20 protein-coding genes are annotated in these 20,317 nt (G+C 68.4%); 13 read left to right on the forward strand and 7 right to left on the reverse strand.

Going from position 1 to position 20,317, the window contains the following annotated elements; genetic code table 11:
* Positions 1 to 37: 37 nt before the first annotated feature.
* Positions 38 to 952: an MBL fold metallo-hydrolase gene (locus ACJH6I_RS16350; RefSeq protein ID WP_244872857.1), complete on the reverse strand. Its 915-nt coding sequence runs from the start codon at positions 950 to 952 to the stop codon at positions 38 to 40.
* Positions 953 to 1,163: 211 nt separating this feature from the next.
* Here ACJH6I_RS16350 and ACJH6I_RS16355 point away from each other — a divergent pair, with 211 nt between their 5' ends.
* The 9 genes from ACJH6I_RS16355 (at position 1,164) to ACJH6I_RS16395 (ending at position 8,540) form a co-directional block, all read left to right on the forward strand.
* Entirely contained in the window at positions 1,164 to 1,712 is a 549-nt protein-coding gene (locus tag ACJH6I_RS16355; protein ID WP_234791529.1) for a sigma-70 family RNA polymerase sigma factor, read from the forward strand.
* 134 nt (positions 1,713 to 1,846) lie between these two features.
* Positions 1,847 to 2,680, forward strand: coding sequence for a GNAT family N-acetyltransferase (locus ACJH6I_RS16360; RefSeq protein WP_406784293.1), 834 nt, complete (start codon positions 1,847 to 1,849; stop codon positions 2,678 to 2,680).
* Positions 2,677 to 3,531: a lysophospholipid acyltransferase family protein gene (locus ACJH6I_RS16365; protein WP_406784294.1), complete on the forward strand. Its 855-nt coding sequence runs from the start codon at positions 2,677 to 2,679 to the stop codon at positions 3,529 to 3,531. Before ACJH6I_RS16360 ends, ACJH6I_RS16365 begins: the two co-directional genes overlap by 4 nt.
* Positions 3,532 to 3,564: 33 nt before the next feature.
* Positions 3,565 to 4,752 (forward strand): cysteine desulfurase family protein, encoded by a 1,188-nt coding sequence (locus tag ACJH6I_RS16370; protein WP_212813862.1) that lies wholly within the window; start codon positions 3,565 to 3,567, stop codon positions 4,750 to 4,752.
* 2 nt (positions 4,753 to 4,754) lie between these two features.
* Entirely contained in the window at positions 4,755 to 5,822 is a 1,068-nt protein-coding gene (mnmA, locus tag ACJH6I_RS16375; RefSeq protein ID WP_318986165.1) for a tRNA 2-thiouridine(34) synthase MnmA, read from the forward strand.
* A gap of 76 nt (positions 5,823 to 5,898) precedes the next feature.
* Positions 5,899 to 6,387, forward strand: a complete 489-nt coding sequence (locus ACJH6I_RS16380; protein WP_318986166.1) for an SRPBCC family protein — start codon at positions 5,899 to 5,901, stop codon at positions 6,385 to 6,387.
* Positions 6,384 to 6,728 carry a helix-turn-helix transcriptional regulator gene (locus ACJH6I_RS16385; RefSeq protein WP_020103162.1) on the forward strand — a complete coding sequence of 115 codons (345 nt, stop codon included), beginning with the start codon at positions 6,384 to 6,386 and terminating at the stop codon, positions 6,726 to 6,728. The genes ACJH6I_RS16380 and ACJH6I_RS16385 overlap by 4 nt, the downstream gene beginning before the upstream one ends.
* Before the next feature lie 10 nt (positions 6,729 to 6,738).
* On the forward strand, positions 6,739 to 7,749 hold the full coding sequence (locus ACJH6I_RS16390; protein WP_318986167.1) for a methionine synthase: 1,011 nt from the start codon (positions 6,739 to 6,741) through the stop codon (positions 7,747 to 7,749).
* 113 nt (positions 7,750 to 7,862) lie between these two features.
* The gene (locus tag ACJH6I_RS16395) at positions 7,863 to 8,540 is read left to right on the forward strand and encodes a hypothetical protein (RefSeq protein ID WP_318986168.1); all 678 of its coding nucleotides are present in this window, start codon (positions 7,863 to 7,865) and stop codon (positions 8,538 to 8,540) included.
* Here ACJH6I_RS16395 and ACJH6I_RS16400 read toward each other — a convergent pair.
* The 5 genes from ACJH6I_RS16400 to ACJH6I_RS16420 form a co-directional block, all read right to left on the reverse strand.
* Complete coding sequence (locus ACJH6I_RS16400) at positions 8,537 to 10,156, reverse strand: AMP-binding protein (protein ID WP_318986169.1); 1,620 nt, start codon at positions 10,154 to 10,156, stop codon at positions 8,537 to 8,539. The genes ACJH6I_RS16395 and ACJH6I_RS16400 overlap by 4 nt on opposite strands.
* A gap of 80 nt (positions 10,157 to 10,236) precedes the next feature.
* Positions 10,237 to 10,428 carry a ferredoxin gene (locus tag ACJH6I_RS16405; RefSeq protein WP_212813875.1) on the reverse strand — a complete coding sequence of 64 codons (192 nt, stop codon included), beginning with the start codon at positions 10,426 to 10,428 and terminating at the stop codon, positions 10,237 to 10,239.
* Positions 10,425 to 11,636, reverse strand: a complete 1,212-nt coding sequence (locus ACJH6I_RS16410; protein ID WP_212813877.1) for a cytochrome P450 — start codon at positions 11,634 to 11,636, stop codon at positions 10,425 to 10,427. Before ACJH6I_RS16410 ends, ACJH6I_RS16405 begins: the two co-directional genes overlap by 4 nt.
* Positions 11,633 to 14,122, reverse strand: a complete 2,490-nt coding sequence (locus ACJH6I_RS16415; protein WP_318986170.1) for an Ig-like domain-containing protein — start codon at positions 14,120 to 14,122, stop codon at positions 11,633 to 11,635. The genes ACJH6I_RS16410 and ACJH6I_RS16415 overlap by 4 nt, the downstream gene beginning before the upstream one ends.
* Before the next feature lie 163 nt (positions 14,123 to 14,285).
* A complete protein-coding gene (locus tag ACJH6I_RS16420) occupies positions 14,286 to 15,182 on the reverse strand; it encodes a helix-turn-helix domain-containing protein (protein ID WP_318986171.1) in 897 nt (298 codons plus the stop codon).
* Positions 15,183 to 15,465: 283 nt separating this feature from the next.
* Between ACJH6I_RS16420 and ACJH6I_RS16425 the strand changes: the two genes are divergently transcribed.
* Positions 15,466 to 16,869, forward strand: a complete 1,404-nt coding sequence (locus tag ACJH6I_RS16425) for a DUF222 domain-containing protein (RefSeq protein WP_318986172.1) — start codon at positions 15,466 to 15,468, stop codon at positions 16,867 to 16,869.
* Positions 16,870 to 17,040: 171 nt separating this feature from the next.
* Here ACJH6I_RS16425 and ACJH6I_RS16430 read toward each other — a convergent pair whose 3' ends face one another.
* Positions 17,041 to 17,457, reverse strand: a complete 417-nt coding sequence (locus ACJH6I_RS16430) for a F420-dependent biliverdin reductase (protein ID WP_020103170.1) — start codon at positions 17,455 to 17,457, stop codon at positions 17,041 to 17,043.
* Between the two features lie 32 nt (positions 17,458 to 17,489).
* Between ACJH6I_RS16430 and ACJH6I_RS16435 the strand changes: the two genes are divergently transcribed.
* The 3 genes from ACJH6I_RS16435 to cobM are packed head-to-tail and all read left to right on the forward strand — an operon-like array spanning position 17,490 to position 20,216.
* On the forward strand, positions 17,490 to 18,248 hold the full coding sequence (locus ACJH6I_RS16435) for an SDR family NAD(P)-dependent oxidoreductase (RefSeq protein ID WP_318986173.1): 759 nt from the start codon (positions 17,490 to 17,492) through the stop codon (positions 18,246 to 18,248).
* Between the two features lie 28 nt (positions 18,249 to 18,276).
* A complete protein-coding gene (gene cbiE / locus ACJH6I_RS16440) occupies positions 18,277 to 19,464 on the forward strand; it encodes a precorrin-6y C5,15-methyltransferase (decarboxylating) subunit CbiE (protein ID WP_318986174.1) in 1,188 nt (395 codons plus the stop codon).
* Positions 19,461 to 20,216: a precorrin-4 C(11)-methyltransferase gene (gene cobM / locus ACJH6I_RS16445; protein ID WP_212813887.1), complete on the forward strand. Its 756-nt coding sequence runs from the start codon at positions 19,461 to 19,463 to the stop codon at positions 20,214 to 20,216. Before cbiE ends, cobM begins: the two co-directional genes overlap by 4 nt.
* Positions 20,217 to 20,317: the final 101 nt, after the last annotated feature.

Below are 20,317 nucleotides of genomic sequence, written 5' to 3' on the forward strand. Positions count from 1 at the left end.
GGACAACAGGTCCGGGGGCCGTTCTCGTGCTCAGCGGTCAGTAGTCCCAGGTCGCGGGCACGCACCGGAAAGCGTCGCCGACGGCCGCCACGTGGCACACCGACGGGAACGGTAGGTGCGTGGCGACGAGGGCCTCGCCGGTGGCCGCGATCTCGCGCAGCAGGCGGATGCGGACGCGGGCCGCCTCTTCGGGGTCGTGCTCGAAGCCGTTCTGCCACTCCGGATTATCGAAGCCGGGGGCGAACACGGCGTCGCCGGCGAAGGTCAGCTTCTCGCCGCGCGATTCGAGGCGGACCACGCTGTGCCCGGGCGTGTGACCACCCGTACGCGAGACGAGCACGCCCGGCGCGACCTCGTAGTCCGTCTCGAACGTCCGCAATTGTCCGCTGTAGTCGGTCAGGAACTGCGTGGCCGAGCGCCGCAGCACGTCGGGGATCGGCTGCGGCATGACCGTCCGGGAGAAGTCGGGTGCCGCCCAGAACTCGGCCTCGGCGGTGGCCGCATGCACGCGCAGGTCCGGCCGGAACCGTTCCTTCACGCCCTCGGTGATCAGTCCGCCGACGTGGTCCATGTGCATGTGGGTCAGCACGACATCGGTCACCGAGGCGAGATCGACACCAGCTGCCTCCAGCCGCTGGACCGTTTGTCCGGCGCGCGGGAAGTCCGGGAACTCCAGCCCGAGTCCGGCGTCGACCAGGATCGTCTGGTCGCCGCTGCGGACCACCACGATGTTCAGTGGCCAGTCGACGATCTCGGGCGGCAGGAAGTTGTCGTCCAGCCACCCCGTCAGTTCGGCGGGCGGGACATTGGTGCCCAGCGTCGACGCCGTGATCGGCAGTACGCCGTCGCTGATGACCAGTACCTCGATATCGCCGACCGGCACCGCGTAACGCGACGGAACCAACTCGTCGAGCCCCGTCTGACCGAGGTGGGAAATGTTGTCCAAGCTCACGTTGTCTCCTTCTGGCACACATTCGGCAGCGTCATGGATTTGACCCTGTGCGGGGTTGAACGCGGGCCGGCACGCGAAGTCATCCATCGCAGGGCGCACCACGGATTCCGGTACCGACCACGAACTTTCAATGGTTCGCCACCGGCGCTTTCCGGCGAGTCTGAGTTCGGCGGCGCACCCTGCGCGGTCACAGGCGAGGGGAGTTTCGATCGTGACGGCAGCGCCGGTGCCGGACGCTGACCTTGCGGCCCGGTTTGTCGCGGATGCCGTGCCGTTGCTCGACGCCCTCGGCCGCGGCGCCCGCCGGCTGACACGCTGCGAAGCCGACGCCGAAGATCTCTTGCAGGACACCTTGTTACACGCGTATCAGGGGTTCGGGTCGTTTCAGCAGGGCACCAATCTCAACGCTTGGCTTTTCCGCATCTTGCACAATCGGTGGGTCAGCAGACATCGCCATCGGGCGTCGCGCCCACCGGAGGTGCCGCTGGAGGTGATCACCGCGGCCGGCCACGAACAGTCGACTGCCCGCCGTTCGGCAGAGGTCGAGCTGCTCGACCTCATGGCCGACGGAGATGTCGAGGCCGCGTTCGGCGAGCTGTCCGAAGGCGCGCGGACCGCGCTGTTCTATGTGGAGGTTCAGGGCTACACCTACGCCGAGACCGCCGGGCTCATGGGAGTGCCCATGGGCACGGTGATGTCGCGGGTCTCCCGCGGCCGGCGGCAGCTGCGCGTTGCGCTGGCACACCGGGACAGTGCCTGAAACCCTTGCCAGAAGCGGCTCCTCATCGCCGCATCACGCGCCGAATGTAACGGACCGTGATGTTTCGCAACCGGTCATCAACGCGTTACGTGGTTGATGCCGCCGCGCCCAACGGCTCCGTCACCGTGCTGAACATGAGCACTAGTTCTGTACTCATCGCCCCTGACGACACCAGTTCATCGACCGACGCCCCGCGCTACACCCTGCTGCTGTCGGCCGACTCCGAACACATCGAAGCCGCGCAACGGCTTCGTCACCACGTGTTCACCTCGGAGCCGGGCTACACCCTCACCGACGACAGCCCCGGCTTCGAAAGCGGCCGGGACGCCGACCGATTCGACGAGTTCTGCGACCACCTGCTGGTCCGTGACGACAACACTGGCGACTACGTGGGCTGCTACCGCATGCTGCCGCCGCCCGGCGCCATAGCCGCAGGCGGCCTCTACACCGCAACGGAATTCGACGTCAGCGCGCTCGACACCTTGCGGCCGTCGCTGGTGGAGATGGGCCGCGCGGTGGTGCGCGCCGATCACCGCAACGGCGCCGTCGTGCTGCTCATGTGGGGCGGCATCCTCGCCTACCTGGATCACAGTGGCTACGACTACGTCACCGGCTGCGTGTCGGTGCCCATCCAGGGCAGTCCCGAGGAGGCCCCGGCCAGCCAGATTCGCGGTGTGCGCGACTTCGTCAACAAGCGGCACGCCTCGGAGTACAAGGTGCGTCCGTACCGTCCGGTGATCATCGACGGCAAGCTGCTCGACGACATCGAGCCGCCGGCTCGCGTGACGGTGCCGCCGCTGATGCGCGGCTACCTGCGCCTGGGCGCCAAGGTGTGCGGCGACCCGGCCTACGACCCCGATTTCGGCGTCGGTGACTTCCCGGCCCTGCTGGACAAGCGCGAAGCCGACGTCCGGTACCTGACGCGGCTGCGTTCGGCAGCTGCCGCGACCGACAAGGCCGCGCAGTGACCACGCCGGTGCCGGTGCAGGAGCACGCCTGGCTGCCCAAGGCGTCGTGCGACGCCAGCTGCATCCGGGTCGACTCCGTGCACATCAGCCGCCCGTTCGTCGTCGTGCTGCGCACGACCGTCCGGCTGATCATGACGATGCTGCTGCTGCCCGCGCTGCCACTGCTCGCGGTGCCACTGCCCGGCAAGTCCCGCATCCAGCGCCTGTACTGCCGCCTGATGTTGCGGTGCCTGGGCGTGCGGATCACGGTTTCCGGTGGCCCCATCCGCAACCTGAGCGGCGTGCTGGTGGTCGCCGGGCACGTGTCCTGGGTCGACATCTTCGCGATCGGCGCCGTGATGCCCGGCTCTTTCGTGGCGCGTGCCGATCTCATCGAGTGGCCCGCACTCGGGTTCGTGGCCCGGCTGCTCAAGGTCATCCCGATCGACCGGCACAGCCTGCGCGGCCTGCCCGACGTCGTCCGCACCGTCGGGGACCGGCTCTCCGCAGGTCAGACCGTCGTGGCGTTCCCGGAGGGCACCACGTGGTGCGGTCTGGGGCACGGCACCTTCGCGCCGGCGATGTTCCAGGCCGCCATCGACACCGGACGTCCCGTCCAGCCGCTGCAGCTGACCTACCGGCACCGCAACGGCGCGCAGTCGACCATCCCGGCGTTCATCGGTGACGATTCGCTGCTGACGTCGATCAAACGCGTCATCACCGCCAAGCTGACGGTGTGCCACATGCAGGTGCAGTCGCTGCAATTACCCGGTACCGACCGGCGCGATCTGGCCGGCCGCTGCCAGGCCGCGGTGCACCAGGTGGGTCCGCTGCCCGTCGCCGCTGTTCACGGGCGCGCGCTGGCAGCCTGACCGGTTTGGCCTGGCCGGTATCCTGGACAGGCCATGAGCCCCGCATATCTGGACCACGCCGCCACGACCCCGATGCAGCCCGCTGCCATCGAGGCGATGACGGCGGTCCTGGCGGCCGGCGGCAATGCGTCGTCGCTGCACACGTCGGGGCGGGCCGCGCGGCGCCGGATGGAGGAGGCCCGCGAGTCCCTGGCCCAGCAGCTGGGCGCCCGGCCCTCCGAGGTGATCTTCACTGCCGGCGGTACCGAGAGTGACAACCTGGCGGTCAAGGGCATCTTCTGGGCCCGCCGCGACAGCTGTCCGGGACGCCGCCGGATCGTGACGTCGCCCATCGAGCACCATGCCGTGCTGGACGCCGTCGAGTGGCTCGTCGAACACGAGGGTGCGGAGGTGACCTGGCTGCCCGTCGACGCCACCGGCGCCACGTCCGCCCAAGCCCTGCGCGAGATTCTCGAATCCCACGACGATGTCGCGCTCGTCAGTGTGATGTGGGCCAACAACGAGGTCGGCACCATCCAGCCGGTCGCCGAATTGGCCGCTGTCGCCGCCGAATTCGGCGTGCCGATCCACAGCGATGCCATCCAGGCGATCGGTGCGGTGGCCGTCGATTTCGCCGCGAGCGGGCTGTCCGCCATGAGCGTGGCGGCACACAAGTTCGGTGGCCCCACCGGCGTCGGCGCGCTGCTGCTGCGCCGCGATGTCGCGTGCGTGCCGCTGCTGCACGGCGGCGGCCAGGAGCGTGACGTGCGTTCGGGCACACCGGATGTCGCGGGCGTGGTGGCCATGGCGGCCGCCGCACGCGTTGCGGTGGAGGGCCTGGACGGGTACCGCACCCGGATCGGCGCCTTGCGCGACCGGCTGGTCGACGGCGTGCTGTCGGGTATCGACGACGTCGTGCTCAACGGCGGCACCGGCGAGAACCGGCTTCCGGGCAATGCGCACTTCACTTTTCGTGGCTGCGAGGGCGATGCCCTGCTGATGCTGCTGGACGCCAAGGGCATCGAATGCTCGACGGGCTCGGCCTGCACGGCGGGCGTCGCACAGCCGTCACACGTCTTGATCGCGATGGGCGCCGATCCGGCGAGTGCCCGTGGATCACTCCGATTTTCGTTGGGGCACACCAGTTCTGACGCCGACATCGATGCCGCGTTGGCCGTGTTGCCGGCCGCGGTCGAGCGGGCGCGTCAGGCCGCACTGGCCAGTGCCGGGTTGGGAAGGTAGTCATGCGGGTTCTGGTAGCGATGAGCGGGGGAGTGGACTCCTCGGTGGCCGCGGCGCGCATGGTCGACGCCGGCCATGACGTGGTGGGCGTGCACCTGGCGCTGTCCACCGCGCCCGGCACCCTGCGCACCGGGTCGCGCGGCTGCTGCTCGAAGGAGGACGCCGGCGACGCCCGCCGGGTCGCCGACATCCTGGAAATCCCGTTCTACGTCTGGGATTTCGCGGACCGCTTCAAGGAAGACGTCATCGACGACTTCGTCGAGTCGTACGCCCGCGGCGAGACGCCGAACCCCTGCGTGCGCTGCAACGAGAAGATCAAGTTCTCGGCGCTGTCGGCCCGCGCGCTGGCGCTGGGGTTCGACGCCGTGGCGACCGGCCACTACGCGCGACTGGAGGACGGCCGGTTGCGCCGTGCCGTCGACGCCGACAAGGACCAGTCCTACGTCCTCGGGGTGCTGACGGCCGAACAACTCAGCCACGCGCTGTTCCCGATCGGTGACACCCCCAAGCCGCAGATCCGGCAGGAGGCCGCCGACCGCGGGCTGGCCGTGGCGGACAAGCCGGACAGCCACGACATCTGCTTCATACCGTCCGGTGACACCCGCGCCTTCCTCGGCGCGCGTATCGGTATCCGGCCGGGCGCGGTCGTCGACGCCGGCGGCACGAAGCTCGCCGAACATGACGGCGTGCACGGCTTCACCATCGGCCAGCGCAAGGGCCTGGGCATCGCCGGCCCGGGGCCGGACGGCCTGCCGCGCTACGTCACGGGCATCGACGCCGAGACCGGGACGGTGCATGTCGGCGGTGTCGAGGATCTCGAGATCCACGCATTGACCGGTGAGCGCCCGGTGTTCACCTCGGGTGTGCCGTTCGATGGTCCGATGGAATGCCTGGTCCAGGTGCGGGCGCACGGCGGGCTGGCCGACGCGGTCGCCGAGTTCGCCGACGGCGTGCTCGACGTGCAGCTGCGCACGCCGCTGCGCGGCGTCGCCCCTGGTCAGACCATGGTGCTGTACCGCCGCGACCCGGACGGCGACGAGGTCATCGCCAGCGCCACGATCACGCGCTGACGCCATCCCAAGGCAACCAAATGGTTGCGTTTCCTGGGGTGTAGTCGTAACGTGACAGGCAACCAGGAGGTTGCTTATGAATTCCGATCGCATCGAAAAAGAAGTCACTCTGCGCGCCCCGCTCGACCGGGTGTGGCGCGCCATCGCCAACTCCGACGAGTTCGGTCGCTGGTTCGGCATCCGGTTCGACGGACCGTTCGTCGCGGGCGAATCGGTGACCGGGGTGATCACCCCGACCGAGGTCGACGACGAGGTCGCTGCCGCGCAGGAGCCGCACGCCGGTAAATCCTCGGTGTGGCAGATCGTCGCGGTCGAACCGCCGCGTCGTCTGGCGTTCCGCTGGCATCCGTACGCCGTCGAACCGGACGCCGACTACGACGACGAGCCGACCACGCTGGTCGAGTTCACACTCACCGAGACTGCCGACGGTGTGTTGTTGCAGATCGTCGAATCCGGGTTCGACATCATCCCGGCCGAGCGCCGGGCCGCGGCGTTCGAAGCCAACAGTGGCGGCTGGGATGCCCAGACGAAACTGGTACGCAAGTACCTGGACGAACTCGTGTGAGTACGGCTGTCGAAGACCGGGCGCCGTTGTTCGACGCGCTCGGCGACCCCAATCGGCTGCGTATCGTCGTGCGGCTATGCGAGGCCGGACCGTGCTCGACTTTACAAGTGACACAGGTGATTCCGGTGACCCGGCAGGCGGCCACCAAACATCTGCTGCTGTTGGAGGCGGTGGGGCTGGTGACCAGCAGCCGGCACGGGCGTGAGCGCATCTGGCGGATACAGCCGGACCCGCTCGCCGAGGCCAGTGAGTACCTGACCGCGCTGTCGAAGCGCTGGGACCGGGCCCTGGACCGGCTGCGGAGCTACGTGGAAGATCCGGCCGCAGACCCCATCGAATAGTGTTGGCGGCGTGACTGTTTTCGCCCAGGCAACCGGTATCGGCTCGTGGCCGGGGACAGTCGCACGGGAAGCGGCGGCAGTCGTGGTCGGTGAACTGCCCGCGCTGCCGCATCTGGTGGAACTGCCCGCACGTGGCGTCGGCGCCGACATCATCGGACGGGCGGGTGCGCTGCTCGTCGACATCGGCATCGACACCGTGCCCCGTGGTTACCGCATCGCACCCGGCCGCAGCGCCGTCGTGCGCCGCGCCACGGGCCTGCTCGACGAAGACGTCGACGCGCTCGAAGAGGCGTGGGAGAAGGCCGGACTGCGGGGGACCGGACGGACCATCAAGGTGCAGGTCCCGGGTCCGCTGACGCTGGCCGCCGAACTCGAACTGCCGGGCGGCCACCGGGCCATCACCGATGCCGGCGCACTGCGGGACCTGGCCGGCTCACTCGCCGAGGGCGTCGAACATCATCGCGCCGAGGTCGCGCGTCGCTGCGAGGCCGACGTCGTCGTGCAGTTCGACGAACCGTCACTGCCCGCCGCACTCGCCGGGCGGCTGGCCGGGGTGACCCGGATGTCGCCGGTGGCGCCGGTCGACGCCCTGTTGGCCGCGAGTCTGCTCGATGAGTGCATCGCGACCGTCGGGGGACAGGCGAGCATTCACGTGTGCGCTGCGGACGTGCCGTGGAAAACCCTGGCGCGCACCGCATTCAGTGCCATCTCCATCGACGTGACCAAGCTGACCGCGGCCGATCTCGACGGTATCGGGGAGTGGGTCGAGGCAGGCCGGACCATCATGCTCGGCGTCCTGCCGGGTGTCGCCCCGGAGCGGCCGGTGCCGGTCGAGACGGTGGCCGCCGCCGCGGCGAGCGTCACCGACCGGCTCGGATTCCCGCGGACGGTGTTGCGCGAGCGCGTCGGCCTGACGCCCGCCTGCGGGCTCGCCGGCGCGACGCAGACGTGGGCGCGCACCGCGTTGACGTTGCTGCGCAAGGCCGCGGACGGCATCGCGCAGGACCCGGACGCCGCCTGAAGCCTGACCCGCGACGACTGCGGAAATCGTCAACCCCGGCCCGGTGGCATGCCATGATGAGGAACCGGAGTGCGCAGGGGGTTGCCACTCAGCGGAACTGATCGGGGGCAGACATGCGCCGTGACGATGCGCTGCTGACGGTTGCCGGTATTTCGGTGTCGGCGTTTCTGGTGATGGCGGGACCCTCGATGGCCGTGGCCGCCGCCGATCCCGGCGGGTCCAACGGCAACGGTGGCAACAGCAGCTCCGGCAAGGCTGGTTCCGGCAAGAGCGGCTCGCCGCGCGCCAACGGCGGCGGCAACTCCGGCAACGGTGGCTCGGGTTCACGCGGCAATTCCGGCGCCAATTCGTCGGTGGCCGGTCAGACCAACACCGGCAAATCCTCGAGGGCGAACGGCAAGGGCAACAACAACGCGCCCGGCGCCCAGTCGGGCAGCGGTTCCGACAACCCCGCTGCGGTGCCGGTGTTCACACCCCCGAACCCGGCGGTGCCCGTCGTCGCCGCCGAACAGCACACCGGCACGACGGCCGGGAGTTCGTGGTGGCCGGCCCCGGCGGCCCCACCGGCCGTCGAAGTACAGGCGCCGGCCGCGCCACCTGTGGAGGGCGAAGCGGATCTGCTGTCGGCCGATCACACCGGTGTCCCGGTGTGGGCCGCCGCCGAGCCGATCGGGGTGCGCGGCGATCTGTTCGGACTGGCCGGCCTGGTGTTGATGCCGCTCATCGGGCTCGTGGTCGGATATCGCCAGGCCCGGGCCGCACGCGACATCGGCCAGCCGATCCCGCGCTAGACCTCGCGGATGTCGCGCAGTTCGCGGCGCAGAATCTTGCCGGCTGCGGACTTCGGGATCGCATCGATGAACGCGACCTGCCGCACCTTCTTGTACGGCGCGACCTGGCCGGCGACGAAATCCATGATCTCGTCGCCCGTCAACGCCGACTCCGGTTGCAGCACCACGAATGCCTTGGGCACTTCCTCGCCCGACTCCGGATCACGGACCCCGACCACTGCCGTATCGGCGATACCGGGGTGCGTCAGCAGCACGGCCTCGAGTTCGGCCGGCGGCACCTGGTAGCCCTTGTACTTGATGAGCTCCTTGAGCCGGTCGACGATGTAGATGCAGCCGCTGGCGTCGACGCGGGCCAGGTCACCGGTGTGTAGGAAGCCGTCGTCGTCGATGGTCTCGCGGGTGGCGGCGTCGTTGTTGAGGTAACCGGCCATGACGTTGGGTCCGCGGAAGCACAGTTCGCCGACCTCGCTGAGACCGTGCTCGGGCCGGCCGATCTCGGCGCCCGTATCGGGGTCGACGATCTTGCTGACGGCGTTCGGCACCGTCCAGCCGCACGAGCTCAACGGTGCCACGGCGCCGACGAGTTCGCGGCCGCCGTCGAACGGCATGCAGTGGCTCACCGGGCTCAGCTCACTCATGCCGTAGCCCTGCACGATGGGGCAGCCGAGCCGGTCGGAGACCGCCATGCCGAGGTCGTCATCGAGCGGCGCGGCGCCCGACATGAGCCCTTTCAGGGAATCGAGCCGGTACGAGTCGACCATCGGGTGCTTCGCCAGCGCCACCGCGACGGGCGGCGCGATGAACGCGAACGTGCACTTGTGGTCCTGGATGGTCTTGAGGAAGAGCGCGAGATCGAAGCTGGGCATGATCACCAGCCGGGCCCGGGCGTGCAGGACGGAGTTGAGCAGCACCGTCATGCCGTAGATGTGGAAGAACGGCAGCACTGCGAGTACCCGGTCCTCGGGAACCAGGCCCTGGATCGGACGAATCTGCGCCACATTCGCCGCGAGATTCGTGTGGGTGAGCATGACGCCCTTGGGGTTTCCCGTGGTGCCCGAGCTGTAGGGCAGGGCCGCCAGATGCGTCGCCGGGTCGAAGCTGACCTCGGGTGCGGGCAGCGCGGCGTCGAGCAGCTCGGCGGCATTGGGATGACCGTCGGCCGCCGTGCCCGGGCCGTCGAGCACGACGACACGATCGGCGGCCAGCCCGACCTCGGCGGCGGCCTGCAGCGCCTGCGGCGCCAGCGCCGTGACGGTGATCAGCATGGCGGCCCCGGAGTCGGTCAGTTGCTTCGCGACGTCCTTCGCCGTGAACAGCGCGTTGATGGTCGTGGCCGTGGCACTGGACCGGAGGATGCCGTGGAAGGCGACGGCGAACGCGGCACTGTTCGGCGCCAGCAGGCCGACCACGTCGCCGACGCCCAGGCCACGGGCGGCCAGCGCGCCGGCGAACGCCTCGATCCGGCCCGCCAGTTCGCGGTAGGTGTACTCGGCACCGGTTGCGACCTCGGTGATGGCGATGCGATCGGCGTCCGACTCGGCCAGATCACCGAAGATGTACTCGGAGACAGCCGTGGTCGGGATCTGGACCTCGGGGAAAGGGCTCGCGATAGTCATGGCGTCTTAGATCGAACCATGCCCGGGTGACGTGCGTCATGCCGGTTGGTTGCCGTCGGCGGGCCGGCTGTGGTGCCGCGTTACACGTCGTCGGCCATGCGCAACGCACCCGTCGGACACGCCGCCACGGCCCGGCGCAACACCACCGGGTCGACATCGGCGGTGTCACCGATGTCGACCGTGCCGCCGTCGCCGACCCGGAACGCTGCGCTGATGCCCTCGCACATGCCCATGCCGATGCAGATCTCGGGGTCGACCTCCACCCGGCTCATGACCCCGCCGTGAACGGAAGGTGCGTGGGGCGGCGCACATAGCTGCCTTCGGCGTACTCGACCGCGTCGGCGTCCACGTCGAAATCCGGGCACCGGGTCAGGAGCTCCTCGAGCGCGACGCGAGCCTGCATGCGGGCCGCCGCTGCGCCGAGACAGTGGTGGTTGCCGTGGCTGAACGTGAGGATTTGAGCGGGGCGGCGCAGCACGTTCAGCTCCTCGGCATCGGGTCCCCATTGCCGGTGGTCGCGGTTGCCCGAGCCGTACAGCAGGAAGGTCTTGCGGCCGGCCGGAATCGTGGTGCCCTCGATCTCGACGTCACGGGTCGTCATCCGTGCCAGGCCCTGCACCGGCGAGGTGAGCCGCAGCAGTTCCTCCACGGCATCCGGGATGAGTGCCGGGTCGTCGATCAGGAGCTGTCGCTGATCGCGGCGGGCGGTGAGCAGTTGCACTGCGCCACCGAGCATTCCGGTCGTGGTGTCGTTGCCGCCGGTGATCATCGTGAACGCGAAGCCCAGGATGGACAGGATTCCGGACATGTCGCCGTCGGCGCCGAAGCCGGCTGCCACCAGGTGCGAGACGGTGTCGTCCTCGGGATGCTCCTGGCGGTAGGCGATCAATTCGTTGAAGTAGGTGAACAATTCGGCGATGGCGGGGGCGGCCGCGGGCTGGTGCCCGGTGGAGTTTGCGGCGACGATGGCATCGGTCCAAGCGTCGAACCGATCCCAATCCTTTTCCGGGACACCGAGATAATGCGCGACCACCATGGTGGGCATGGGTTTGAGAAACTCGGTGATGATGTCGCCGCCGCCCTTGGCGCGCAACTTCTCGATGCGGTCCACCACGAATTCGCGCACCTTGGGTTCGATCGCGGTGACCTGCCGCGGGGTGAATCCCTTGGCCACCAGCCGCCGGAAGGTGGTGTGGACCGGCGGGTCCTGCATCACCATGGGCGGATTGTCTTTGATGCCAACGGCTTCCATGTCGTCGTAGTTGAAGGTGAGACCCTCGGCCGACGAGAAGGTCTCGTGGTCCTTGGCCGCCGCGGAGATGTCGGCGTAACGCGACAGCACCCAGTAGTCCTTGTCGGGGGCGTGCGCGGGGACCACGTGGTGAACCGGATCATGTTCGCGCAGTGCGGCATACATGGCCCAGGGGCTGCGCCAGGTGGCAGCGGAACCGGGGGTGAAGGTGACGGCGGTGGCGGTCATGCGGACTGTGCTCCTGTGGTGATCTGCGGGAAGGGGCCGAAGCGGTCGTTGTAGCCGTCCTGGCGGGCGGCGAGCTGGGCCTGTCGTTCGGCGTCGGTCACGTACTTGGTGCCGGCCGGCAGCACGGTGCCGAGCTGATCGAGGGTGACGACCTGCTGCGAGACGATCATCGGCACGGCCGACGAGGTGGCGTCGAGTGCCTGGAACCGGATGTAGAGGGTGCCCTGGTTGAGGCCGCCGGTGGAGACCCAGTTGGCCACACCGGGGTCGTCGGGGGAGATGACGAGGGTGTAAGTGCCGTCCGGGTTGGCGATGGACTGCGCGTTGTTGAGGCTCGTCTGCGCGGTGCCGTCACCGGGTGACAGTTCCCAGTCGTTGGTCACCGGCACCACGAAGTATCCGGCGTTGCCGGGGTTGATCGTGATGACGAGAGCCTGGTTGTCGGCCAGTTGGAAGTAGCCGAGGCTCTGCTTCTGTGACACCAGCGTGCCGGGGAAGTTGAACGGCTGCGTCAGGGTGTTGGGCGGCTTGAGCTGGCCGGTCTGCAGGTTGAGGGTGACGATGTCGAGCGCCGTATTGTGCGCGCTCGTCTGGAAATTCTGGACGATGCTGACGGTGTGGGCGACCATCTCGTCGAAGCTCTCCGCGGGGGCGCCCGCCGGACCGCCCGTGCGGGTGACCGTGAGGCTCGGTGCTGATTCGGTGGTCCAGTCCGCCATCGTGTACCGGACGAAGATCTGCTGGGCCTCCGGCGGTAGATAGATGTGGTTGGTCTGTCCCGGCTGGGTGGGATTGCCGTCCGCTGTGATGGTGAACGTGCCGTCGGCGTTGACGACGAGGTCCTTCGCCGCCAGGTTGCCGATCGGCAGAGCGTCGCTGATGTCGGCGTAGACGCCGAAGTTGCCGTCGACAGGGACACCGCCGAGGTACTTGCCGCTGATGACGTACGTCGAACCGCTGCGCACCGGGATGGTGCGGTAGATGGTGTCGGGGTTGTCGTAGATGAACCGGCCGCCGGGGGTGTCGGTGCCGTACCAGCTGTGTGCCCGCATATCGACGGCCATCACCAGTGGGTTGTCGGGGTCGTTGTTGACGACCGTCATCGCGGCATTGAGTGCATGTTCCCGGGCGGCTGCGTCCAGCAATGCGAGGTTCTCGGCATCGACGCCGCCGACGAGGCCGAACCGCTGCTGCGCATGCGCCAGCCAGGCCTGCTTGAGTGCCTCGATGGCGGCCTGCACCTGCGGGGTGTTGACGATCTCCTGGGCCTTCTGTTCCAGCGCGATCTGGTCGGCGGTGCCGAGCGGACTGGTCGGCTTCACCGTGACGGTGACGGTCTCGGTGGTGGTGGCGCCGGCGTTCGGCTGGAACAGCTTCAGCAGGTTGATGTGGAACGGATTGCCGGGCCGGTCGTCGACGGTGACCGTGAACGAGTCGGTGCCGCCGCTGAATGCCAGTGCGTCGCTTGGGGTGTACGTGAAGGTGCCGTCCGGACGGACCGTCACGCTGCCCTTCGTCGGGCCCTTGTCGACGGTGTAGGTGAGCTTGTCGCCGTTGGCGTCGGTGGCTTTCAAGTCACCCTTGATGACACCACCGAAAGTCTGGCTGGTCTCGGTCTGCTTGTAGTTGATGAGCGGCGAGGAGTTGAAGAAGGTGTTGCCGATCTCGCGGCGAATCCAGCTGAACAGGGTCCACAACACCGGCGCCTGCGGCGGAGCGGCGGGGCTGGTTCCGGCGTGCGGGACCAACCCGATTGCGCCCAGCAGGCTCGACACCACGTGCGTGACGAAGTTGCCGCCGGTGGCCGCCGTGGAGACGGGATGCGTTGTCGCCGTGAGGGTGTTGATCTCGGTCGCGGCGGCGGACAGGGCCGTCGAGACGGTGTTGGCGGCGGAATCCACTGAAGGTGCCTGCGCGGCAGCTGGTTTCGCGGCGGTGACCGCCGCGGTCGAGGTGGGTGCCGGGTTCGTCTTGGGTTTGGTCTGGCTCGTCGCGGCGGTCGGCTGGGGGACCGACACGGCAGGTTTGGGTATCGCGTTGCGAAGTTGGTTCTGCCGGGATTTCTTGATCGTCGGCTTCGCGGTTTCGGCCGGGTTGCCGGACCCGGGCTTCGTCGTGGCCGGCTTCTGTTCGGCGGTGTCGCTGTCGCCGGGCTTCGGGGTCTCGGTGTCCCCGGGCTGGTCCGGTGTCGTGGCGGAGGCTGCGTCCCGATCGCTCTTGGCCGCCGAATCCTTCTGGCGCTTGGGCTTTTTCGCCTTCTTGGTGGGCTTCTCCGCCTTCGGCTTGGTGGCCGGCGACGGTTTGTCGGTCGACGACGCGGAGGTGCCGGTGCTGGTGCCGGTGTCGGCGAGGCAGATGGCAGGACTGTTCGCGACGGCGATGCCGATGCCGAGGGCAACGGCCAGTGCGCCTACGCGGCCGATGAACCGGGCGTGACCCGATCCGGCCGAGCTACCAATGCGATGCAGCGTCGTCGCTGTGTCCATACATGCTCCCGATATAGTGACGAATAGTTGTCAGTTGAGTGCCAAATAATTGGCGACGGGCAGATGGTAAGCATCCCGGCGACAGCCGCGCAAGCATTGATTTCCGGTGAGTGGGTCGCGAAAGTGCCCGCCGGTTGACCGGCGGGTGGCGCAGTGGTGATGACTAGTGCTGGCTGAGCTTTGCTGCGGCCGAGCGCAATTCGTGGATGTACCGCGCGCGATCGGCGGCGCTCACCGACGGATCCAGCGGCCCGAGCTGTATCTCGTAGGCGGGATGGCCGGCCGCGTTGTCCACGGCGGTGCTCAGATAGCTCACGGCCAATGGCTCGGGGGACTCGAGCTGCGCTGTGCTGTAAGGCTTACCGCCGAGGCTGACCAGTGTCTCGAAAACGCGCTGCCGGAGCGCACTGCGCCGGGGGTGCTCGGAGAGCAGTTCGGCGACATCGCCCAGTACGCCCAGCACCTCGGGGCTGGAATCGCCGAAATTGAATATCGCGACGCCGTCCCTGCGGAGTTGGTCGAGCAGGTTGCCGAACTCGGCGCGCTGCTCCTGTGCTGCCCCGGCCAGCCACTGTTGTTGGCTCGCCGCGTCGCGGCGCGCGATCACCGTCGCACCGGCCGGCGGCGTCAACGGTAGGCGGACGCCGACACTCACACCGCCCGGGATGTGGCCGACGCCGCGCACCACGCTGACGAACGTCATCTCGGCGGTGCCGACCATGGCCAGCGACACGCCACACTTGGTGGCATGTGCCAGGTCCTGCAGGACCTCGGTGTGGTTGTCCGGCAGGGGCAGGGCATTGCGCACGGCCTCGGCGACACCGAGCATGCCCGGTCCGAGCGTGTAACTCCGATCGGCAAGGCGCACAACCCAACCCGCGCGCTCCAGCGCCAGCAGGATCGAGGTGACGGTCGCTCGGTTGAGGTCGAGTCGGGACGCGATGGAGGCCACCGAACTCGGTTCGGACTGCTGCGCCAGGAGTTCGATGATGCTGACGACGCGGTCGGTGGGCGGTGAGCCTGCGCGTGCGCTGTCTTCCAGCGGAGTGCCGCGTGCCATCGATGCTCCTGCCGGTCTGGGGACGCTGAGCATCTTATGACGAATAGTTGTCGCAGTTGTGGACCGTGGCCGTCTGGTGGTCGGTTTTGCTGATGGCTGCAGTCTCGGTGTCGCGTCTGCGGACATCTCGCCGACCGAGTGCTGGCCGAACAATCAGGTTGCTCTTGTCCTGAGTCGTCGTGCGCCAAAAAACTTTGGTCACTTTGTTTGCGCTGGTCACGCTGGGCAACTAGGGTCTCTTTCGTCACACCGAATTGTCGGCGAGTCGAACTATTGTTCGAATATGCCTTCCGGTCGTGCCGCTGTCCTGACCGCCTACGCGGCGCTCGAGGACGCGGTCGTGGCGGTCAACAATCTCGACTACACCGGCCTGGACGTGCGGACGCTGTTGGAGGTGCAGTCGCGCCGCGAAACCCTTAAGTGCGCGGCCGAGGCGGTCGATCACCAGATTCTGGCGGCGGCACAGACCCAGGCCGCGGCCAAGGGGATCGGGGCCAAGGATTGGCCTGAGGTGTTGCATGTGCGGTTGCGGATCAGTCGGGAGGAGGCCCGCCGCCGGGTCCGCGATACGGATAATCTGGGCCCGCGGTCAGCGATCACCGGGGAGCCGTTGGGTCCGGTGTGGGAGCTGGTCGCCGCCGCGCTCGGTGAGGGTGCGATCAACGGTGAGCATGTGCAGGTGATCACCTGGTTTTTCGGGAAGTTGCCGTTGTGGGCGGCCGACCCGGTCACTCTCGCCCAGTGTGAGGCGGATCTGGTGGCCGATGCCCGAATCAAAACCCCCGAGGACCTCCGCAAAGTCGCTGCTGATCTGTTGTATCGGCTGGATCAGGACGGGCCCGAGCCTGACGACTCTGAACCCGACCCGAAACGCGCCATCAACCATGGCAAGCAGCGCTCCGATGGCACCTCCGAGGTCAGCGGCACCATCGACGCCGAGACCCGTGCTTACTGGGATGCGATCTACGACAAATGGGCCGCCCCCGGCATGTGCAACCCCGCCGACGCCGTGCCCTGCATCTCGGGTACACCGACCCAGGAACAGATCGACAACGACACCCGTACCGCCGCCCAGCGCCGCCATGACGCGTACAAGATGGTCGGCCGCATGATCCTGAAGACCGGCATGCTCGGCGAACACAACGGATTTCCTGTCGCGGTGATCGGCACCTGTACCGTCACCGACCTCGAGAAGCGCACCGGCATGGCGCTCACGCACACCGGCACGAAACTCCCGGTCAAAGACCTGGTTCAGATGGCCGCCGCCGGAGCCGACCACTACCTCGTCGTCTTTGACGACCACACCGAACAACCGCTGTACATGGGCCGAGCACGTCGTACCGCCACTGTCGCCCAACGTTTCGCTTTGTTCGCCCGCGACCTGGGCTGCACCAAACCCAACTGCACCGCCCCCGCATCGCGCTCTCAGGCCCATCACGTCAACACCAACTGGCGCGATGACGGACCCACCGACATCACCAACCTCACCCTGGCCTGCGGGCCCCACAATCGCCTGGCCGACACCGGCGGCTGGACCACCACCATGGGCCCCGACGGCCGCATCCACTGGACCCCACCACCACTCTTAGATGTGGGCCAGCCAAGAACCAACCACTACTGGCATCCGACGCTCTACCCGGCGGAGAGCGGAGACGAGGGTGGCGAAAGTGACAGTCCCGCAAGGTGATACAGCGTCACTGACGCTCAACGGCACGACACCACGTCGCGCCGGCGGTGCCGCATCCGCTGCGGCACCTGCACACGTGTCACCCGGAACCGTTGAAATCAGAGCGATTGCGCTGGGCGTCGGACCGTCACCACAATCGGCAGGTCTCCGGAGCCGAGACTGAAAAGCGGACTACGCCTCGCCGCGGTCCAGCAGCTCGCTGGAGCCGAGGACGCGTTCGATGCGGACCTCGATCACCACGCGCCGCGGGTTCACCCGCGGGGTGCGGTAGCGCTGGGCGTAGCGCAGTTCGGCGTCGCGGACGTCGTCGGCGTCGTTGCTGACGGTCGACTTGCCTTCGAGGGACAGCCACCGGGCACCGTCGACCTGGCTCAGCACGGCGACACCGCGCTGGGCGGCGTTGAGGGCCTTCTGGGACCCGCCGGTGGTGATGACGCGCGCGATGTGGGTCTTCGGGTCGAAGGTGAAACCGACCGCCACCACGTGCGGGGAATTGTCCGACCGCAGGGTGGTCAGCATCGCCAGATGACGCTCGGTGAGGAATGCCAGCGCGTCACTGGTGAGCCGTGTCGTTGCCTTCGCCATCATCACCAAAAGTAGCGCAGGTGATAATCGCAGCCGTGAACGACACGGCGGATACCGGCGGCGAGGTGGTCGTCGTCTTCGGCGGCCGCAGTGAGATCGGCCTGGAACTGGCCATCCGGCTGGCGCCGGGCAACACGGTGGTGCTGGCCGCGCGCCGGGCCGATCAACTGGTGGACGAGGTGCAGGCGGTGCGCACGGCCGGCGCTGCGGAGGTCCACACCTGCGAGTTCGACGCCGACGACCTGGCCTCGCATGCCGCGCTGGTCAGCGCGATCGAAGCCGGGCACGGGCCCATCGGTACCGCGGTCCTGGCCTTCGGCGTCCTCGGTGACCAGGCCCGGGCCGAGGACGATGCCGCGCACGCGGTGGCCGTCGTCCACACCGACTACGTGGCCCACGTGAACCTGCTGACGCTGCTGACGCAGCGCATGCGCGCCGCCGGCCGGGGACGGCTGGTGGTGTTCTCGTCGATCGCCGGCGCGCGGGTCCGCCGGGCCAACTACGTCTACGGTTCGGCCAAGGCGGGCCTGGACGGCTTCGCGTGCGGGCTGGCCGACGCGCTGCACGGCACCGGCATCCAGTTGCTCATCGTGCGACCCGGCTTCGTGATCGGCCGGATGACCGAGGGCATGGACCCGGCACCGATGTCGAGCACGCCCGCGCAGGTCGCCGAAGCTGTCGCGACGGCGCTGCGCAAGGGCAAGGCCGCGGTCTGGGTGCCGTGGGGTATCCGCCCGCTGATCTTCGCGACTCGTTTTGTGCCGAACGCCATCTGGCGGAAGATGCCGCGATGAGCGCTTGCGCGAAGAGCAGAGGGCACCGATGACCGGGAACGAAGGCAAGATCACCGTCGTCGGCATCGGCGCCGACGGGATGGCCGGACTGGGCCAGGCCGCCCGGGGCGAACTACACAGCGCGACAGTGATTTTCGGCGGTCCGCGACAGCTGGACCTGCTGGACGCCGACGTCACCGCCGAGCGGCGGGCCTGGCCGTCGCCGATGCTGGCGGCCCTGCCCACGTTGTTCGACGGGCTGGGGGACGTGCACGTCGTGGCGTCCGGCGACCCGATGCTGCACGGCATCGGCGCAACCCTCATCCGGCTGTTCGGCCGGGACCGTGTGACGGTGCTGCCGCACGTGTCCTCGGTGACGCTGGCGTGCGCGCGACTGGGCTGGAGTGTGCAAGACACCGAGGTGATCAGCCTCGTCAACGCCGCACCGCACACCGCCATCCGCCCCGGTGGTCGCGCGGTGGTGTTGTCCAAAGGAGCCGACACGCCGCGAGCGTTGGCCCGGCTGCTCACCGAAACCCGTCGTGGCCAATCGGAGTTCACGGTTTTGGAACAGCTCGGCGGCCCGGCCGAACGTGTCACCACGATGACGGCCGCGGAGTGGGACGCCAGTGACCCGCACGTCGACGCACTCAATGTCATTGCCGTGCGGTACGCACCCGACCTGCGCATCGGGACGGTCGTGGCGGACACGGCCTTCGACCACGACGGGCAGATCACCAAACAGACCATTCGGGCGCTGGCGCTGACCGCGTTGCAGCCGCGCCCCGGCCGCGTGCTGTGGGACATCGGCTCGGGGTCGGGCAGCATCGCGATCGAATGGTGTCGCGCATCGGGCGGCCGGGCCGTCGCGTTCGAGCGCGACGAGGTGCGCCGCGAGCGGATCGCCAACAACGTCACCAAGTTCGGCGTCACCGTGGACGTGCGCGGCGCGGCGCCGGAAGGATTCCAGGATGTGGCCGGCCCGGACACCATCTTCATCGGTGGTGGCCTGACCCAACCGGGGCTGTTCGACGCCTGCTTCGACGCGCTCGAATCCGGCGGCCGGATGGTCGCCAACGCGGTGACGGCAGAGTCGGAAGCCTTTGTGGTGCAGCTCTATTCGAAACTGGGCGGCGAACTGCGCCGCTTCCAGCACTATCACGGCGAACCGCTCGGTGGCTTCACCGGTTGGCGCCCGGCATTGCCGATAACCCAGTGGACGGTGGTCAAGAAATGACGGTGTACTTCATCGGCGCGGGACCCGGCGCCGCCGATCTCATCACCGTGCGCGGGCAGCGGCTGCTGCGGTCGTGTCGGGTCTGTCTGTACGCCGGCTCGATCATGCCCGACGACCTGCTGGCGGAATGCCCGCCCGACGCACGGATCGTCGACACCGGTCCGCTCAACCTGGAGCAGATCATCGGCGAGCTGGTCGCCGCACACGAAGCCGGACTCGACGTGGCGCGCCTGCACTCGGGGGATCCGTCGATCTACAGCGCGGTGGCCGAACAATGCCGCCGGCTGGACGAGCTCGGTATCGACTACGAAATCGTGCCCGGCGTACCGGCTTTCGCCGCTGCCGCCGCGGCACTCGGGCGAGAGCTGACGGTGCCCGGCGTGGCCCAGACCGTCACCCTGTCCCGGGTCGCGACGCTGTCGACCGCGATGCCGCACGGCGAGGATTTGGTGTCGCTGTCCAAGCCCGGCGCCACGTTGGTGCTGCACCTGGCGGCGGCGCAGATCGACAACATCGTCCCCCAGCTGCTCGAGGGTGGGTACTGCCCCGAAACCCCCTGCGCGGTGGTGGCTTTTGTCAGTTGGCCGAGCGAGCAGGTCATCACCTGCACCCTTTCCGAGCTGGCCGAGCGGACCAAAGCGGCGGGCATCACCAAGACCGCGGTGATCTTCGTCGGCGACGCGCTGGGTGCCCAGGGCTTCACCGACAGTTACCTGTATTCGAGCGGCCGGCGCCGCGGGGCGACACATTGATGGCGGAGCCGCCACTGGCAACAACCCGCGAGGTAGACGTTCGGCACGCCGCCGACGGCGTGTCGCGGGCGGAACGTCCGTGTCGCGGGCACTGGGAAGGT

This window comes from Mycobacterium sp. SMC-13, assembly GCF_045311035.1.
Taxonomy (GTDB): domain Bacteria; phylum Actinomycetota; class Actinomycetes; order Mycobacteriales; family Mycobacteriaceae; genus Mycobacterium.

What these genes read in the sequence shown, in the direction of transcription:
- ACJH6I_RS16360 (WP_406784293.1), top strand. Translation starts at nt 1,847, where the DNA reads ATGAGCACTAGTTCTGTACTCATCGCCCCTGACGACACCAGTTCATCG.
- ACJH6I_RS16370 (WP_212813862.1), top strand. Translation starts at nt 3,565, where the DNA reads ATGAGCCCCGCATATCTGGACCACGCCGCCACGACCCCGATGCAGCCC.
- mnmA (WP_318986165.1), top strand. Translation starts at nt 4,755, where the DNA reads ATGCGGGTTCTGGTAGCGATGAGCGGGGGAGTGGACTCCTCGGTGGCC.
- ACJH6I_RS16380 (WP_318986166.1), top strand. Translation starts at nt 5,899, where the DNA reads ATGAATTCCGATCGCATCGAAAAAGAAGTCACTCTGCGCGCCCCGCTC.
- ACJH6I_RS16395 (WP_318986168.1), top strand. Translation starts at nt 7,863, where the DNA reads ATGCGCCGTGACGATGCGCTGCTGACGGTTGCCGGTATTTCGGTGTCG.
- ACJH6I_RS16400 (WP_318986169.1), bottom strand. Translation starts at nt 10,156, where the DNA reads ATGACTATCGCGAGCCCTTTCCCCGAGGTCCAGATCCCGACCACGGCT.
- ACJH6I_RS16405 (WP_212813875.1), bottom strand. Translation starts at nt 10,428, where the DNA reads ATGAGCCGGGTGGAGGTCGACCCCGAGATCTGCATCGGCATGGGCATG.
- ACJH6I_RS16410 (WP_212813877.1), bottom strand. Translation starts at nt 11,636, where the DNA reads ATGACCGCCACCGCCGTCACCTTCACCCCCGGTTCCGCTGCCACCTGG.
- ACJH6I_RS16415 (WP_318986170.1), bottom strand. Translation starts at nt 14,122, where the DNA reads ATGGACACAGCGACGACGCTGCATCGCATTGGTAGCTCGGCCGGATCG.
- ACJH6I_RS16420 (WP_318986171.1), bottom strand. Translation starts at nt 15,182, where the DNA reads ATGGCACGCGGCACTCCGCTGGAAGACAGCGCACGCGCAGGCTCACCG.
- ACJH6I_RS16425 (WP_318986172.1), top strand. Translation starts at nt 15,466, where the DNA reads ATGCCTTCCGGTCGTGCCGCTGTCCTGACCGCCTACGCGGCGCTCGAG.
- ACJH6I_RS16430 (WP_020103170.1), bottom strand. Translation starts at nt 17,457, where the DNA reads ATGATGGCGAAGGCAACGACACGGCTCACCAGTGACGCGCTGGCATTC.
- cbiE (WP_318986174.1), top strand. Translation starts at nt 18,277, where the DNA reads ATGACCGGGAACGAAGGCAAGATCACCGTCGTCGGCATCGGCGCCGAC.
- cobM (WP_212813887.1), top strand. Translation starts at nt 19,461, where the DNA reads ATGACGGTGTACTTCATCGGCGCGGGACCCGGCGCCGCCGATCTCATC.